General features: G+C 68.6%; 1 protein-coding gene. It reads left to right on the forward strand.

What is annotated here, in order from left to right:
• Positions 1-121: 121 nt before the first annotated feature.
• Entirely contained in the window at positions 122-19636 is a 19515-nt protein-coding gene (locus tag AQJ11_RS41405) for a hypothetical protein (protein WP_059266874.1), read from the forward strand.
• Positions 19637-19687 lie beyond the last annotated feature (51 nt).

Raw genomic sequence — 19687 nt, forward strand, 5'->3', positions numbered from 1 at the left:
GCGATCCTGATACACGTATCGACGCGTATAACTGATGGTGAGTTCCGTCCGGTGTGAGGTGTCACGCTCGGCGGTCCGGTGGCCGGTTGCCGATCGATGAGTTCGCGTTTGTGGGGATGTTGTGACTGAGGAGCCCTGGTACAACCCGATCGTGGTGTTCGTGGCGGGTATGTCCGTGCCCCTGGGTTCGTCCGAGCGGATGCGCAACGAGGTCCAGGTTCCGCACCTTGAGCTGGTGAAGTACCTGGACGAGTTCCAGAACCTGGTGGCGCAGGTCGCGGGCGGGACGGCGCAGGGGGCCAACGGTGACTGGCCCAAGGCGTACGTGGATGCGATGAAGACGTTCCTGTCGGGGGACGGGGCGGACTACATCTCGGGGCTGCGGGACACGGCGGCGCAGCTTGCGGACGGGGCCGGGGAGTTCGCGTACCAGCTGGACTACACGAACCTGATGATCGTTCTCCAGGTGCTGGCGTTCCTGGTGGAGTGGGCGATCACCCTGATCATGTGGGACTTCAACCCGATCGGGGCGGCGATCGAGCAGGCGCTGCTGAAGGAACTGTTCAAGATCCTGTTCGGGAACACGCTGCGGCGTTTCCTGACGCACGCGGCGATGACGATGGTGACGAACGTGGCACTGTCGACGGCGCTGGACGGGCTGGCGCGGTGGATCCTGGCGCTGGGCGGCGAGCACACCTCGCAGGGGGACCAGTACCGGCACAGTGCGGTGCTCTCGGGTGCGGTCCAGGGTGCGATCGGCGCGGGAGTGCCGCTGGTGACGGGGCCGATCAAGAAACTGATCTCGAAGGGGTTCTCGCCGGCGGCCGTCAAGTCGATGCAGGAGTCGATCGAGAACGCCCTCAAGCATCCCTCGCCGTCGACTCCCACCAGGTCCGCCGTCTCGGACCTGTCGGGGTCGGTGACGCCCGGGACCACGACCGCCGTGAAGACCGGGACCGGCCTGGCCGACGCCCCGCTGGTGAAGGACCTGGCCGACCTCAGCGGCACGTTCGGTCCCGAACTGGCGAAGCTGACGGTGCCGATGCGGGTCGAACTCGCCCACAGTGTCGTCTCCAAGGACGCCCAGGACGCATTCCAGCACGCGGTCGGCGACCAGTTCGAGCGGGCCTTCGGCTCCCGGCTGGGTCCGGATGTCGCCCGGGAGATGGGCGCGGAGTGGGCGAACGCGTTCATGGCGCACGCGGTCGGCGGCAAGAACCTGGCCGCCGCGCTGAAGTCGGCGCTGGACCCGATGGAGAAACTCGGGGCGACGTACGAGCCGCTGCGCACGGCCCTGTCGGACGGGGTGGCCAAGGCGATGCCGTCGGTGTGGAAGGAGAAGCCGCCGCACCTGCTGCTGGACACCGGCTTCAGCATGGCCCACCAGAACCTGTCCGAGGCCGTCGTCAACTACATCGAGCAGGGCCAGTTCACCACCAGCAAGGAGACCACGTTCGGCGCGATGGGCGGCGACGTCCTCGGCCACGCCAAACATCCCGTCCTGGGCGCCGTCCACAGCGCCATCAAGAGCTCTCTCGGCCTCAATCTCAAAATGCCCCAACTGCTCCTGTCACCCGAGCAGTTGAACACGGCCGCACCCGACGACCTGACAGCCCCGCCCCCGTACACCCCGTACCCGACCGGAGGCGACTCCAGCCTCGGCGGGACCCACAACGCGGCGTTCACACCCCCGCCCACGTACAGCGAGGCGACCCCGAACCCGTTTACACCGCCGTCCGCCAACACCCCCGCCCTCGGTTTCCCCGCTTTCAGCGCCCCGGCCGTCCACATCCCCGAGGGCCTCGGTGCGACAGGGCCGCAGACGGCTCTCAACAACCCCGCCCCCCACCAGACGCCGCTGCCCACCAGCTCCACCACAACCGCCGGTACGGGCGCTACGGCGGCCGGTGCGGGCACAGGCACGGCAGCCGGAACTCCCGCGCAGCGTCCGGGTGCGCCCGCGGCGGGGCAGACTCCCCCGTCCGCCCCGCCCCGCATCAGCACCACGAGCACGGCCGGAGGGGACCAGGGCCGCCCGGAGACCCAGAGCGACAACACCGGGAGGCCGGCGGCTGGTACGTCGCGTCCGGAGAGCCGCGGGTCGCAGCCGGGCTCGACCGGGCCCGAGCGGCTGTCCACCAGTTCCTCCGGCGGCACCGGCGGGCCCGGACGCCGGGAGCAGGAGAACGCAGGGTCACAGCCGACGCCCCCCGTGCACGAGACCCCGTCCACCGCGCAGCAGACCCCGGCCACGGTGCAGGAGTCCCCCGGACACCTCGGTGAGCCAACGGGGCGAGCGGACGTCCCGGAACCGGCACGGGACGGCTCCACACCCGCTTCCGGTACGCCGCACCCGGCACCGGCCCCGGCACCGGAGGCGAACGCCACGCGCGGCCAGGACGCCGCGGCCGGTCCCGTCGACGCGCTGGACGGGCCCCGGCCCCAGAGGCCCGCCGCCCACGACGACGCCTCGCCGAACACCAGCGGTCCGCAGCGTGACGTGCGCTCCGCGACCGGCACGGGAACGACGTCCCGCCCGGGAACCGAGCACACGACGACCGGCCGGGGCGACGGTGACCGCGAGGACACCGACGCGTTGCGGTCGTTCGAACGGCTCTGGGGAAAGACGTCCGCCGACCGCGGGCTCCCCGCCCCGTTGCGGGCCGCGGTGACGGAGGCGTACGTACGGCTGGGGGGGTCCCCGGAGCACACGGACCGACTGCTCACGCAATTCAATGAGCATGCCGACGACTTCGGCGGCCTGTCCCCCGTAGACCGGCACGTGGCGATCGTCGCCCAGAAGCTGCTGCGGGGAACCCCGCAGGAGGTGGACGACACCGTGGAACGGGCGCGGTCCGCCGGCATCACCGTCTCCGGAACGGGCGCGAACACGGGCGCGGGGACACCGTCTCCCGCGGACAAGGGCAAGGGCCGTCAGACCGGGCCCGGCGCGCCGGACGAGAACACCAGGCTGCTGTCGCCGGACGAGGCGGACGCGGTCCACGAGCGGCTTCGGGCGGAGCTGGACCCCGACGTCTACCGCCGTATCGTCCTCCAGGCTTCCGGGATCACCGGCTCCGTGGTCGACACGCCGCTCAGTCTGGACAGGGGCCTGGCCGACGCCGATCCCGCGGCCTACTCGGTCCTGACCCAGGTGGCCGTCGTCCTGGCCCGGCACCAGGACGACCCCCGGACGGGCCTGCGGCTGGCCGGCGACCACGCCCGCGGCCTGCGCGACGGACTGGACCTGGATCAGGCGCCGCCGCGGGTTCTCGCGGGCGGTCCCCAGGGGCTGAACGAGCCCGACGAGCCCGGCCGGACCAGTACGCATGTGACCGAGACGTCGTCCTCGGGGCACCGTGTCGGCGAGCCACCCCTGCGCTCATCGATCGCCACGGAGTCGACGTACGGCGCCATGTCCGGAACCGGTACCGGGAACGCGGTCGAGCACGGACCCGCGGCCAGTGCCGGGGCCGGCGCCGTTCAGGAGCCCTACCGTCCCGCGTCACGGCCGTGGATGGTGTCGGACGGCAGGTACGTGCCCGTCGCCAAGATCGACCCGGCGACCGGGCAGCAGATGGCCGATCCCGCTACCGGGCTGCCGCAGACGGAGTACGTTCGCGTTCCGTACGAGCCCTCGACCTCTGTCTTCCGTGTGCTGGACGGCCGGAAGGCCGGTCTCACACCCAAGGGTGTCCGGGACTGGCTGACCGAAGAGGGCGTGCATGTTCCGCCTGGCCCGGTGCGCGAGGCGGTCGTCGACCACCTGTACGGGGTTCATGACGGCGAAGTCGTCTACCAACCGCACGACGCGGCGCGGTTGCTGAAGGATCTGAGGGCGGCCGCTCATGCGCAGATCCTGGCCGGACAGGACGCCGTGATCGACGCCGTCGTCGAAACGTCGGCTCTGATCACCGAGAAGTACCCGCCCTCCGGACATTTCTATCTGGGGCTGGGCCGCAGCCCCGCCGCGATCATCGCCGCCCTCCAGGCGACCGGTCACCGGGCCGAGTCGGTGCCGCTGTCCGACTTCCGGCCCGCTCCGGAAGAAGGCGACTGGTCGATCTTCCATGACGCGTTCAAGAAGTATCCCCCGCTCACCGACGAGCAGCGGCGGATGCTCCACGCGCACTTCGACGAGTTCGTCGGCCCGCACCTCGAAGCGGGCAAGGACATCGTGCTCATCGACTACACCCAGACCGGCCTGTCGCTCTTCGCCGCACAGCACTACCTGGGGGCCTACCTGGCAGAGCGGGGTTTCGACGGTCAGGTCAAGGCACTCGCCATGCACCAGGACATCGACACCGGCAATCTCGGTGCGACGATGGACGCGATCCGGGCCCCGCGCAGTTGGCTGCGCAACCCCCTCGACTGGTACTACAACACCAGCGAACGCATCGCATGGGGCAAGGGCGCGGACAGCTTCCCCCTCGGCGCGGACAGCGCACTCGCGGGCAATGGACCCGTGCTCGGACAGGCTTTCAAACAAGAGGCGTTCGACGGGCTCGCGGAACACGGCTCCTACAAGCTTCTGAAGCAGACCCCGCAGGACTTCGAAGTCAACCGCCCGCTGGTCCGGCACGCGCAGGACGCCACCGGCTATCACGCGCTGAAGGGCCTCATCAAGACCCGCCTCACCATCAGCGGTCAGACCGGCACCCCGCACGACACCGCCACGCACGTGGCCGACTCCGCTCCGTCCCCCGTCCACGACCCGTCCCCGTCGACGGCTGTGCGGGAGCCGTCCCCGGCCGGCCCTGGGCGAGCGGCCGGCCCCGTGCCGACCGTGCGGGACCCGGAGCCGGGGGACGCCGTCCCGGGTTCGGTGGACAAGGGCAAGGGCCGAGCGACCGGGCCCGACGCGCCGGGCGGAAGCACCAGGCTGCTGTCACCGGACGAGGCGGACGCGATCCACGAGCAGCTTCGGGCGGAGCTGGACGAGGACACCTACCGCGAGATCGTCTCCGACGCCTCCGCGATCACCGGCTCCGTCATCGACATGCCCCCGCACCTCGACGGGGGTCTCGCCGTCACCCGCCCCGCCGCCTACTCGGCCCTCACCAACGCCGTACGCATCCTCGCCGACCATCTGCACGACCCCGACGCGGGCGCGGCCCTGGCCCACCGGCACACCGTCGACCTGCGCGACGCGCACGACCTGCCCCCCGCCGCGCCCAAGGGCCTCGGCGCCGGCCCCACACGAACGAAACCCCATGGCCGTCCCGCGAGAAACAGCCAGGCCGGCCCCTCCCGCGCTCCAGGCCGGTCTCGGACGGGCGGGAGATCCACGTCGGCACAGGCTGCCCCGAGGCCGTCCGCGGCTCACGCGCCGGCCGTGGACCCACGGGTGCACCAGACCCTGCGACCGCCCGTCTACGCACCTGATAACTCGCTGGTCATGCACCCGGGTTACGCGTCCGGAGACCAGTTCGGCATCCTCGCGATGCTGCTCAACGAGCCCACCATGCACGTGCTCATCGCGGGCGGTCCCGGTCCCGGCCTTCCCGGGCACGATCCGGTCCGGGACAAGTCGCGGTCCATCGAGGCCTTCTACCTGGAGAGCGGGATCCACCCCGACCGCATCTGGCGGCTGGAGCTCCCGAGCCTGGAGCAGGGCAAGGTCTGGAAGCCTCTGAACCAGGAGGCGACCCGTATCGCCCAGGTGCAGTGGGGGATCGACAAGAAGTTCACCGCCATGTACCGGAAGAAGGAGCTGTGGGGTGTCACGGACGGCACCGGCTACGTCGCCAGCCACTTCTCCGATGAGCTGCGGACGAAGATCCGCGCGGCGTGGAAGCTGGACGACCACCGCGACACCGAGATCACCGCATGGCTGGCCGGCCGGGGGGTGCGGATCCCGGAGGGCGAGAAGGACGTGCTGGTGCTGTGGTCCCGCTTCACCGGCAAGTCCACGAACTGGTCGGGTCTGCGGAGCCGGATGGAGCACGACACCAGTTTCGAGGGCACGCGGCAGCTCCTGCGGAATCTGGCGAAGGACTACAAGGCGGTGATCATCACCGGCGACCCGCACCCCGGCCAGGGCAAGGAGGGCAAGTGGGACGAGCTGGTCCGGGAGATGCGGGCCGAACTCGGCACCGAGAACATCCACCAGCTCACCGGCTTCTGGCGGGGAAAGGACGCCGCACTGAGCGCCTGGGGCGGTGACACCCGCACCGGCCAGTTCCGCCTGTACGACCACCTGGACCGGCGGCACGGCGTGCAGCACGTCGGCTTCCGCTCCGGAAACCTGGAGGCCGTCGCACTGATCGGCCACGACGTCCACTACCTGGAGGACGACGGCTCGACCGGCTCCGTCCGCATGCAGGCGTGGCACGACGCGGGCTACGGGCGGACCAGCAGCGGAGGCCTCGCCCCCGGGTACGAGCGCATCGTCGTCTCCGAGCCGCCGACCGCGTCCGGACGGTACTCCAAGGACTTCGAGGTGAAGCCCGAGCTGCGGGGGACGTACCAGCCGCCCGACCCGAACTCCCCGTGGCGCAAGCCCGTCATGGCCTACGGCAAGGAACACGGCTTCGGCCACGCGGACGTGGAGCTGATCCGACGGGAGCTGGGGCTCGACGAGCGCGCCGGCCAGAGCCGGGCCGACTTCGACGCGGACCGCCTGCGCCATGTCGTGCGGAAGTACACGGCGGCCACCGCTCCCCTGCGGCAGCACCCTGAGGCGGTCGACGCCGCAACCACCGCGTACGTGGGGTACGCCGACGGCTTCCTGGGCAAGAAGCCGGACGAGTACGACGGCGGCCCGGCCCAGATGTACGACGACTTCGTCACCGGCGTCCTGCCCTCCTTTCCGCACATCTGGAACAGCAGCCGCTGGGTCCAGCACCAAACCTGGATCGCATCGCACCAGCAGCAGCCGGACGGTGCCGGCACCGGCAACGACATGGCGGTGACGCACGCGGCGCACATGGACTGGGAGCCGTCCACGCCGTTCGGCAAGGGCATCCTCAGCAAGACCGTGGGGTCGCACCAGGAGACCTCCTCCCCGGCGGACGACGCCACGCGGGAAGCACCCCCCGCCCACAGCCCGCTGGATCCGCTCACCGACCTGAAGATGGCGTACGCCGCGCAACGCGGCATCCGCCACGGCGACGTCTCCGACAGCGCGTTCGACGCGTCCCTGCGGAAGACCGCGGCGCACTTCGACGACGCCGAATGGCGACGCATGACCACCCGGGAGAAGGCCGGGCACATCGTCGCCGTGGAGGTCACGGGCAGCCCTCTGCGGAGGTCCGGCGGGGCGCACCCGCTCGACGACAGTGCTTCCCACACGCCGGGCGCAGGGCCCTCCCGCCCGCCCGGCAGCACCTCCCACACGCCCGACGAGCCTCATGAGCCGGCGTCCGAGGAAGGGGACGGCGAGGACGAGTTCCTCGGACCGCAGCCCATTTCGGATTTCCTGGATGAAGAGCAGTGGTGGAACGTCTACATCAGGGCCGATGACCTCACCGAGGCAGCCGACGCGTCACTGACGGATCCCAAGATGCTCGGTAACCCCGGCGGCTACTACGAGCAGACCGACCCCGGCTACCAGCGGCGCATGACGAACGCTTACCACGAGTTCCTGAACGATCCGCAGGCCGTGGCCAAGCCGGTGGACTCAGCCGACTACGTCCGTATGCACCAGGTCGTGACGGGCCGTGAGGCCGGTGCGCTCGGGTGGTCCGGTCCCGGCTGGCTCACCGATCTTCCGGAGTCCCACTACGTGAGCTCCGATCTCTTCTCGGAGACGCTGCTCGGCCGACCGCTGATCACCCGGCACCTGGGAGACGCCTGGCCCTACACCGGTGATGCCCTGCTCACCGTCGTGTCGGACGAGGCCACTCCCGCCATCATGGTCCGCTACGAAGGCCACGAGGCGCCGGCCCTGATCGACGCGGTGTTCGAACGCCATTACCGCGAGATGGAGCGCGTAGGCGGGAAGGACGAACACGCGATCATCATGTCGATCGCCCGCACCGTCCGGGCCCTCGCCCTCCTCAACCCCGTCGACCCTCCCTCCGCAGCGGTCGACCACTACCTGCTCCTTCCCAAACTCCTCCTCGAACAGGGGCTTCCCCCGGTCGCCTCGCCCGATATCGAACACATATTCAGGGGTGACCACAGCGCCGAGGAGATCACCCGCGCCATCACCAAGGTCTACGACGCACAGGAAGAACCCGACCCCACCGACCAGAAGGCCGTACCAGAACTCAAGACGCTGTCCGATTACTACCCCGAGAAAGACTGGTGGAACTTCTACATCACCGGAAACGCCCACTGGCTGGCGAAACGCGACCTGCTCAAAATCCCCGAGCTTCAGCGCGACCCCGGACGCTACTTCGATGTGCAGCTCCCCGACAGCACCTACAAGCCTTCCCCCGGCTATCAGCAGAGCATGATCGCCGCCTACAAGGTGGCCTTGGACGACAAGAAGTTCATCGCCAGACGGTTGAACTCGACGGAGCACAAGAAGCTCCACGAACTCGCCACCAGGGACGTCGAGGGAAACTTCGGATGGACCGGGGAAGGCGGCGTGGGATTCCCGCTGCGCAGAGCCGTCGAACTGAGCCCCGACCTGCTCTCCGAGAGACTGCTGGGCCGCCCCGTGGCCAAGAACTACAACGTCCACGGCGAACAGCCGATCACATCCTTCACCAGCGGTCTCATGCTGACCAGGCACGAGGAAGGCGGCGCACCCCGCCTGGTCGACGCCGTCTACGACCGCTACTACGAGGAAGTCGGCAAAGCGGCTCCCGGTGACCGGCGCGCGGTCGTCACCGCCATCGGACGCGCCGTCCGCACCCTCATGGTGATCCACGCGTTCACCGACGCCAACAGCAGGCTCAACATGCGCCTGATCCTGCCCAAACTCCTGCTCGAAAACGGCTTGCCACCCGTATATTCGTCCGCCTTCCACCAGATCTTCCAGGGTGGATATTCACTGGACCAGATCACCGACATCATCGACGGCCTCATCACGGAGAAACTCGGCGGTCCGGCATTCAAACTGGACCGGGAGCTGGCCACACACGAGGACGTAGCCGACGATCCGGCACCGGAAAGCGACCTGGCTGCCATCGAGTACGCCAGGGCGGCGGCCTCGTTCGAAAAGCGGCTCGGTCGATACCTGATGGAGCGCCCCCAGGCACTGGAAGCGACCCGGAAGGTCGCCCAGGCGGTATGGGATGTCCTCCAGGAGAACGATCCGGGCAAACTCCACATGCTGGGCTCGCTTTCCGACTCCGCGGTCGGCGGGGTCGGAGTCGATGTCGAGACCCTGCGAAAGGTGGTCGGTTCCGGCAACCTCCGCGAACTGTCCACCCTGCTCTACAACGCCACCTCCCATTCGGCTCTGGGCTCCTTCATCAAGGCACCCGGCTACGCCGACTTCCCGGAGATCAAGGAAGAACGCGTCTGGCGGCAGCCCCTCTTCGGCCAACGGCCGCCGACGCGTCCCGAGGACGTGGTGCCCCCGCTCAGCGAGGCCGAGCGGGCGATGTCGGTGCGGACCGATCCCGCCGGGAGGGAGTACCTGCTGTGGTCGGCGGCCAGTGACAGGCAGCAGCTCCCGCTGGACAGCCCTTTGCACCAGGCGGGGCAGGGCACCGGAGCCCTGGTCGCCACCGGCACCTCCGGTTCCCTCGCGCTGGTCCTGGAGACGGTGTGGCGTCTCCAGGAAGTGACCGGCCAGAGCTTCGACCTGGACGAGGTTCGGCTGGGACTGATCGGCCACAACCTTCAGGCGGGCCATCACACGCTGCATGAGCTGATGCGATCAGCGGAGATCTGGGACAAGGCGCACAACGGTCATCTCGGGCTCCGGTACGAGAACGCGTGGAACCGGTACCGGCGTCTGGCGCCGCTGACCGAGACCGAACTGCGCGAGCACGTCGCCGAGAACGGGCTGTTCCCCGACGAGATCGCCCTGGGCGTACGCGACCCTCGTCTCGACGAGTCGTCCGTCGCCGACGGCAGGACGATCCTCCACGCGCTCGGGATCGACCCCCTGCGGTGGGCCGCCGAACTCGAACGCGACGGGCACGGCATCCCTCTGCCCGGATGGCGACCGGAGTCCGCCGACATGCCGGCGACGCGTCTGGACGCCTGGTCGCAGTACCTCCGGGCACAGAACGCCCTGGACATCGCCGTCGAACAGCAGAACCTGCTGCGTCCGCCCGGACAGGACACCGTCACCGAGGCCGGCTCGGACGGCCACGGCGAGCGGGAATGGCGACAAGCGACCGCACAGGTGGAGGAACACACCCGGCGACTCGCCTCCGCCGAGGAGGCGTTGCGCGGCACGGGACATGACCCCGGAGAACTCGACGGGCGCTTCTCGGCCTGGCTCCACGGGCAGGTGCGGGAGACACACTCGCCGTCCGGTGAACCGGACCCGATCGCAGAGGGCACCCGGCAGGGACCGGACACGCGGTCGGCGGACAAGGGCAAGGGCCGTCAGGTCCCGTCCGAGGCGCCGGAGATGGACGACGGTGTGCGGTTGCTGTCGCCGGAACAGGCGGACCAGGCTCACGAGCGGTTGCAGGAGCAACTGGGCGACTCGTACCGCCATGTCGTCGCGCGGGCGTCCGGGATCGTCGGTTCCGTGATCGACATGCCGCCACGGATCGGCGGGGGGCTGGCCGACACTCACCCCGCTGCCTACTCGGTGCTGACCGAGGTGGCCGGCATCCTGGCCCAGCACCGGAACGACCCCGTGACGGCCGCCGACCTGGCCGACCGTCACGCCCGTGTCCGGCGCGCCGAGCTGGACCTCCCCCCGGCGGCGCCCAAGGCTCCCGGCGCCGGTCCCGGACAACCGGTGGAGGGCGGCGACCCCGCTCCGTCGGATGCGTCGGCGACGGCCACGTCGTCCAGGCCCACGCCCGGCGACGGGGCAGGGCCCGCGCAGGTGCCTACCGGCAGTACCCGGCCGGCCACGACCGGGACGTCTTCCGGTGCCGAGGCAGTGCCGTGGAGAATCCCGAGCGAGCGGCTGGTGCCCAGCCGGTCCACCCGCTCCGACGGTAGTTCCATGACCACGTTCTCGTGGCGTCCGTACGAGCCTTCGACGAGTGTCTTCCGTGTGCTCGACGGCCAAAAGGCCGGTCTGACACCCAGGAGGGTCAGGGACTGGCTGAAGGAAGCGGGGCTGTACGTTCCCCCGGGCCCGGTACGCGACGTGGTCGACGACCACCTGTACGCAGTCCGCGACGGCGAGGTCGTCTACCAGGAGCACGACGCGGGGCAGTTGCTCAGGGACCTGAGGCTGGCCGCCTACCGGCAGCTTCAGGAAAGTCAGGACACCGTGATCGACGCCGTCGTCGAGACGTCGGCCCTGATCACGACAGAATATCCGCCCGAGGGGCACTTCTACCTGGGGCTGGGCCGCAGCCCCGCGGCGATCATCGCCGCCCTCCAGGCGACCGGCCACCCGGCCCAGTCGATTCCGCTGTCCAACTTCCGCCCTGCTCCGGCGGACGGCGAACGGTCGATCTTCCGGGACGCTTTCAAGAACCGTCCGCCGCTCAGCGACGATCAGCGCCGGATGCTCGCCGCGCACTTCGACGAGTTCGTCCGACCGCATCTCGAAGCGGGCAAGGACATCCTGCTGATCGACTACACCCAGAGCGGCCGTTCGTTGTTCGCCGCACAGCACTACCTGGGCGCCTACCTGGCCGAACGGGGTTTCGACGGCAGGGTCAAAGCCCTGGCCATGCACCAGCAGGCCTTTGCCCACCGCCTCGATGGGGTCATGGACTCGATCCAGGCCCCGCGTAGCTGGCTGCTCCATCCCCGCGACTGGTACTACAACTCCAGCAAGCGCATCGAGTGGGGCAACAACGCGGCCACGCTCTCCCTCGACGCGGAGACCGCGCTCGCCGGCAAGGGTTCCGTTCTCGGTGACGTGCTCGAACTGGAGGTGTTCGACGGGCTCGCGGAACACGGCTCCTACAAGATCCTGGAGCAGACCCCGCAGGACTTCGAAGTCAACCGCCCCCTGCGTGTGCACGCCCAGGACGCCAGCGGCTACCAGATACTCAAGGGCGTCATCAAAACCCACCTCACCCTCAACGACACACCGGCCGCGGCAGACGTCACGACCGGACCCGCGACGCGTGGTTCTCTGGATCCGCGTACCGATCTGACAATGGAGTACGCGGCCAAGCGCGGCATCCGGCACGGTGATGTCTCCGACAGCGCCTTCGAGGAGTCCCTGCGACAGGCGGCGGCACACTTCGGCCAGGCCGTATGGCAGCGCATGACCACCCGCGAGAAGGCCGACCAGATCATCGCTGTGGAAACCACCGGTCTTCCCGTCCGGACGGCCGGCGGTGCTCGTCCGGGCCACGTCGGCGCCGACACCCTCCGCGAAGAACCGGACCCGGACGAGGCGGCTACAGCGCATCCGGCCGCACCCCCGCACGGTGCGCAGCAGCAGGACAACGGGGCCGCTGAGGCCGCCTCACCGGTGTCGTCGGACACCGGTGAGGAACCGGGGGGCGCGGCGCTCCTGTCGGAGAGGGTCGCCGAGCGGAACTGGTGGGAGATCTACGTTCCCGCGTCGCATCACGCGACGGTGGAGAAGGAGTGGAGCGACGCCGGCCACCGGGGCAATCCGGGCGACTACTACGAGAGGTACTCGCCCGGCCACAAGCAGCGGATGCTGGAGATCTACCACACGATCCTCGACGATCCCCAGGCCATGGCCACGCCCCTGGACTCCGGGCAGTACGCCCGGCTGTACACCCTCGTCACGGGACTTGACAGCGACGACCGGATCCCGTGGTCGCAGCAGGGCTGGGACCGCCCCGCCCCCGCGTCGGGCCACGTGAGCTCCGACCTCCTGGAAGAGACGCTGCTGGGCCGGCCACTGATCACCAGGAACGCGGACCCCGCCTCGCGTGAGACGGACGACTCCCTCGTACGGGTCGTCAGCGGCGAGAAGGGAACCTTCCTCGTCGCCAACTACCGACGCGACGAGGTCCCGCGCCTGATCGACGCGGTCTTCACCCGGCACTACCAGGAAGTCGCGGCCACCGACCCGGCGGACGAGATGGGAGTCCTGACGACCATCGCCCGCACCACCCGCGCACTCACCGTTCTCCGTCCCGCCCAGGAACCCGACACCCTCAACGAAAATGTGATCCTGCCCAAACTGCTGCTTGAGCAAGGGTTCATGCCCGTCACATCAGTGGAACTGCACACCATGTTCCACGGTGACCACACCGCAGCGGAGATCGCCCACGCGATCGCCAGGGCCATGTCCGGCGACGAGCAGCAATCGCCCTCCGACGTCCCCGGAGACACGAAGCCGACGCTGCTGTCCGAGCACATGCCGGAGAAGGACTGGTGGCGGCTCTACATCGACCCGTCCGTGCACAACGACGCGGTGAAGCACGCGGGCTACCGGCCGGAACTCCACAGGGACCCCGGCCTGTACTTCGACGCGGGCACCCCCGCCATCAAGGGCTCCCCCGGCTACCAGAAGAACATGATCCGCGCCTACCGCGAAGTCCTGGACGACCGGGAATCCCTCGCCAAGCGCATGGACGCGACCGAACACCGCAGGATCCACGGCATCCTCACCGGTGGCATCCAGGGCAAGTTCAAGTGGTCCGAGAACAAAACCAGCTTCCCGTTGCGGAACGAGACGCGCGACGACAGGGGCCGGATCGTCCGGTACGCCGACCTGAGTCCTGACATCCTCGAAGAGGAACTGCTGGGCCAGCGGCTGGTCGCACCCTACGCACCCGACCTCGACAGCGAGCCCATCACCACGTACGCCAAGGGCTTCGGCGTACTCAACACGAACCACGCACCCGCCAAGGCACCACGGCTGGTCGACGCCATCTACGACCGGTACTACCAGGAAATCTCCGGGGTCGGGGACAATCGGACCGCCCACCTCAAAGCCATCGCCCGAGCCATCCGCGCCCTGATGGTGATCCACCCCTTCACCGATGCCAACAGCCGCCTCAACATCCGCCTCGTCCTTCCCAAACTCCTCCTCCAACACGGCTATCCACCCGTCTACCACGAGGATTTCCACGTCCTCTTCCAAGGCAGCTTCTCTGTAGAAACCATCGCTGAACGCCTCGACAGCCTCCTGGAGGAACGACTCGGCCCCGCCGTCCGTCCGTCCTCGGAACCCGCCGGACGCGAGGCGGATGACGGCCGGACCGGTCACCCGGTTCCCCCCACCGCCCCCTCCCCCGAACCGGCACGGACCGAGGACGAAACACCGGACACCGAGCAGGCACTGGACACACTCTCCGACTTCGCCCCGGAGAAGGAGTGGTGGACGTTCTTCATCGACCGGAGCGACCACGGTGCCGCGACGCATGCCGCACAGAACGACGCGACCACCGGCGGCGATCCCGGGGCGTACTACGAACACAGGCACCCCGGCTATCTGCGGGGCATCACCGAGGTGTACCGAGAGGCGCTGGACGACACGTCCGCCCTCACGCAGCACATGGACGCGCGAGGATACGAGCGTCTCCACAAGATCCTCACGAAGCACATGGGCGGCGCGACCCGGTGGTCGGGCGATTCCCGGTCCGCCTTCCGCACAGGTTCGACGAACCTCAGCACGGAACTCTTCGACGAACAGTTCCTGGGGCGGAAGCTCGTCGTGGCCAGGGACGGCAGGAGCGATCTTCCCGACGAGCAGAACCCTCCCCTCACCATCGTCAGCAGCTCCCCGCAAGGGGACGCGGTCATGCACAACGCGTACGGCGTCCGCGAAGCCCCCGCTCTGGTCGATGCCATATTCAGCCGGCACTACAGGACCCTCGACACGCTGGACAGCGGTGACGACCACGCGATTCTGAGCACCATCGCCCGTACGGTGCGCGCGCTCACGGTGATCCACCCGTTCACGGCCGGCAACGAATGGATCAACGTCAGGGTCGTGCTGCCCAGGCTCCTGCTGGAGCAGGGGTTCCCGCCCGCGATCCTGCGGGACGCGGCGAGGATTTTCGACGGCCGGCACTCCGCGGACGAAATGGCCCACCAGATCGAACAGTCCCTCATCGCCTTCTGGGGATACGAACCTCCCGAGCATTCCGCCCCGCAGACGGGTGCCCTCTCCCCGAATCCGGTGCAGGCGGCCACGGATCTGGCCGCCATCCGGTACGCGGAAGCGTCCGCGGAGTTCGAGAACAACCTCGGTCGCCATCTGGTCCAGCACCCCAGGGCGCTGCGGTCGCTCCGCGAGGTGGCGAAGGCCGTCTGGGAAGTCCTTGAAGAACACAACCCCGACCGGCTTCCCCTGCTGGGATCGACCTCACGAAGCATGGCCGGCAGCGTCGGAAGAGACGTGGGGGTCCTACGGGAAGTGATCCGTTCCGGCAACGTCCGGGAACTGGCCACCATGCTCTTCAACGCGTCCAACGCCCAGGCTCTGCGGTCGCACATCCCGCTGCCCGGCTACGCCGACTTCCCCGAGATCCAGCACGAGCGTTCCTGGCGGCGCGACCGCGACGGCGACGACCCGCCGCGGCTGCGCCCGGAAGACGTCGTGCCTCCGTTGAGCGAGGCCGAACGCGCGCTGGCGGTCAGGTCCGACGCGTCGGGCCGGGAATACCTGCGCTGGTTCAGGGCCGCCGACACCAGTCATCTCCCGGTGGAGGCGCCGTTGCACACGGAGGGACAGGGCACCGGAGCTCTCGTCGCCACGGGTACCTCCGGTTCGATGGCGCTGCTGCTGGAGATGGCCTGGCGGCTCCAGGTACACACCGGCCAGAACTTCGATCTCGACGGGCTGCGGCTGGGCCTGCTGGGACACAGCCTCGTCCTGGGCCACCACTCGCTGCACGAACTCCTGCGTTCCGCCGCGTACTGGGACTCGGTCCACGGACACCGCTACGGCTTCCGCTACGACGACAGCTGGAGCCGCTACCGGCGGCTCGCACCGCTGACGGAGAATGAACTGCGCGAACACGTCGCCCAGGACGGACGGTTCCCCGACGAGATCGCACGCGACGCGGACGACCTCCTCCTCGACGACGAATCCGCCGCCGACGGCGAGAGCCTCCTGCACGCCCTCGGCATCGACCCCCGGCACTGGGCCACGGAACTGGAACTGGACCAGCACGGCACCCGTCTGCCCGACTGGCAGCCGGCCTCCCCCGAGCAGCCCGCCACCCGACTGGACGCCTGGTCGCAGTACGTACGCGCACAACACGCCCTCCAGATCGCCCGGGACGAGCGCTACGGCGCCCCGCGCGACGACCTCGGCGTGGTCGTCGGCGCCCACCAGGCCGGCACCGCCTTGGACCGGCACGACCAGGAACTCACCACTGCCGCGGAGTTCCTCCGTGCCACCGGCCACGACCCGGAGGAACTCGGCGCCCGCTTCCCCGGCTGGGTGCGGCAACAGTTCCGGAACACCCTACGGACGGCCGACCCGCTCACGGACACCACCGACGACGGCGGACACGGCGGCCCCGGGGACGAGGAAGACCTCGGCGAACGCACGCACACGGAAGACCCGCGCCCACTCACGGCCGACGGCCTCGGTGACGACACAGTCGGCACCCGGCCCGCGCCGGTGAGCGAAGGCGTGCTCCTCGGCGACGCGATCCAGCCGATGATCGGCGAGGGAGGTTTCCACCGTTTCGAGACCACCGACGGCGGAACCGTGTACATCAGCGACAGCCAGATCAGTGGCGGGACGGTCGGCCCCGACGTGGCACGGCTGGTCACCAGGTTCCTCAACGGCGGACTGGTCCTCCATCGCGTAGAGCCCCTGACCGCACCCCGGGCGGGATACGAGGGTGAGCCGGTGAACCTGCTCCCCGCCGGCCAGGAGGGCTTCCCCCGGCACAGCGATGTCGACTCGACCGCGTTCGTGGCGTTCTCCACCACTCCCGAAGGCGCCGAACGCAGTTTCCACGAGCCGGGCGAGCAGCGGCCGGGTGCCTCCGCGGGGCTGATGGTGGACGCCGTCGTGGGGCCGGACCAGCACATCGCCGTCATGGACGCCACGACTGTCCAGGTCCGGGACCTGGTGGTCGGCACCTTCGCCGATCGCGCGCCCCTCACCGTCGACGCCCCGGAACAGCCGCGTCGCTCCGAGACCACCGGTCTGGACGACTCCGTCGACGAGGATCGGCACCAGCAGCCGCTGACACAGGAACTCGGTAGCGGCGGTCTCTCTCCCGACCCGCGCGAGCAGCCTCACGCGGAAGGATCCCGCACACCCGCTGACAGCGCTCCGCCCTCCGGCGAGACGACCGCCCCGGCGATCGTCGACTCGGTCTTCTCCATCCTCACGTCGCCTTATGTCCGCGAGACCGCCGCCGATACCGGCGGGACCGGGCTGGCCGAGGGCGGCGGCGAGCAGACCCGGACCCCGACGGGCAAGGGCAAGGAACGTGCCCACGACGGGGAGGACGACACCCGGGACGAAGGGGCGGTGATCGACGCGGGCGCGGCGCTCACGTCTGCGCGGCTTGATCTGGCACGTGCCGAGTCGGTGCTGGAGGGAATACGGGAACAGGTCGGGCAAGGCGTGGGCGGCGTCGACGACGACGTGCGCCTGGCGCAGGCGTATGACACGTACGTGTGGGCCGGCCACGCCTTGTCCGAGGCGGAGGCGCACTGGTTCGAGGTCACGAACGGCGAACCCCTGCCCGAGGTGCAGCCGTACGAGGGGCCGGGGCTCGGCGGCGGTATGCCACTGCTGAAACGCAAGACAGGGGACATCTCCCAGCGCGCGCCCATTGCCCAAGACTCCGGGGAGGGTTCGGCACGGCCGGGCCACGGAACGCATCCCGGAACCATCGGCACACAGCATGCCGCGGCGGCGCCCGACGCCTATTTCACAAAATGGCTCTCGAACACTCCGCCAGAAGCACGGAAGAACAGGAACTTCGCCCGCGTTCACGACGATCTGCAGGCCTGGGTATACAACCGAGGGTCCCTCGACGCCGTCCATCACAGTATCGATACGTACTTGAATTCACTCTCCGGGCGGACCCACAACCGGTACACCAGTGCCGTGAAAAGCTTGCGGGATCGTCTGGGTCAGCACACGCAGAACCAGATGCCCTCGGGACCTGTGTACCAGCACCAGAGCCGGAACAGCTCGGCAGGGCACCTCGACATCGGGTACAGGATGGAGCGCTCGGACACCCGCGAGAGCCACCGCAGCCAGGTGTCAGTGGCGAGCCAATCGGAGCGGGGCCGCTCGAAGACTCGCGGAATCCTCGGCCGCATCGGAGACACGTTCCGGCGTTCGGTTTCCCGTGGTGGTGCGCAGAAGGACAGCCTGCCTCTCGCCGAAGGCACGCTCCACCCGCAGTACACCGGGCACCAGATGCCCTGGACCGGCCCGACGCCGGAGCGGCCGCCGTCCGCGGCTGGACAGTACGCCGCCGGCCCGTCCCGACGCCGGTCGTCTTCGGCGGCCCGTCCTGACACCGCGCCTCACCCGTATCAGCAAAGCCCTTACGGCACTGTCCAGCATCACCCGACGGGCGCGCCGGCCACAGGCCACCGCCGCAACCCGAGCCAGGTCAGCGTCAACAGCCTCGTAGGCCCGCTCCAGGGGATGCACATGGGCCCGACGTGGCATGGGGGCCGGCAACAGCACGCCCCCACGCAGACGCACGCGCAGGGCACACTGCACGCACAGCCTCACGGCGGCCATGCGCCTTCTCCACAGACAGGGCGTGCGACCCCGTTCCATGGCCACACGCCTCAAGACACGTCCGGCGTGCCGCACTTCACCGACTATGTCGCGATCTCCAGGAGCGCCCGCGAACATATGTCGACCATCGCACAGAGCAGGTTCGATGGCAGAGGATTCGAGGGCGACCTCAACCTGGCGCTGGAGAATTTCAGAGCAGCTGAAAACCGAGGGTGGGAGCAGACCACGCTCTACCAGGCAATGGGTGGGGTGCAGGCAGTGCCCGGTGCGAACTTGGAGGCCACCAAGGCCTACCACCTCCAGATGCACCCCGAACTGCAAACCTACTTCAGAGACATCAAGAAGAATGAGCTGCCACCCCATCCTTTCGGCCCCCACCAGATGTACAGAGATTCACATTACAAACTTTCCCACGGGGTGACCGCCCGCATCACGTATCACAAAAATGAAAGGTCATTCCGGAAGGTCGTCGAGGCATTCAATGAAGCAATTTCGGCGATACACGATCTGTTTGACCTGCCCGCAACCGAGCTCGAAATCGTGATATCCCCGTACGCGAACAGGCAGTTCACGATCAACCTCGACGGCAGCGTAACGAAAACGGGTACAATTCCGGGCAGGAACGAGAATGACGTAGCATACTCCGCAGACGGGAACAAGTTCTTCGTAGCACTGCCTTCCCACATAAAATCCCGCTTCATAATTCACGAGTTCGGCCATCAAATAGCGAGGCAGAGCAACCCGCTCCTCTATTACACGACACTGAATGCAGGGTGGAAAGACGACTCGCACAAGCAGAGGGCACTTCGCACACCGGTGAGCTCCCAGGGCGCAGCAGAGGGCTACGCCGGAGCCAATCCGGCCGAGTTCGTCGCCGAAGCGTTCACAGCTTTGGTAGAGGGCAAACAACTGCCCCCTGACATCGAAAGAATGTACAGAGCACTCGGTGGCCCCATGCCCCGGGGAACTCGTTAAGGAAAGCAGGAGACCGGATTGTCCGCGCAACACCCGATGACGATGCCCGAT

It is taken from the genome of Streptomyces corchorusii, assembly GCF_001514055.1.
GTDB classification, from domain to species: Bacteria; Actinomycetota; Actinomycetes; order Streptomycetales; family Streptomycetaceae; genus Streptomyces; species Streptomyces olivaceoviridis.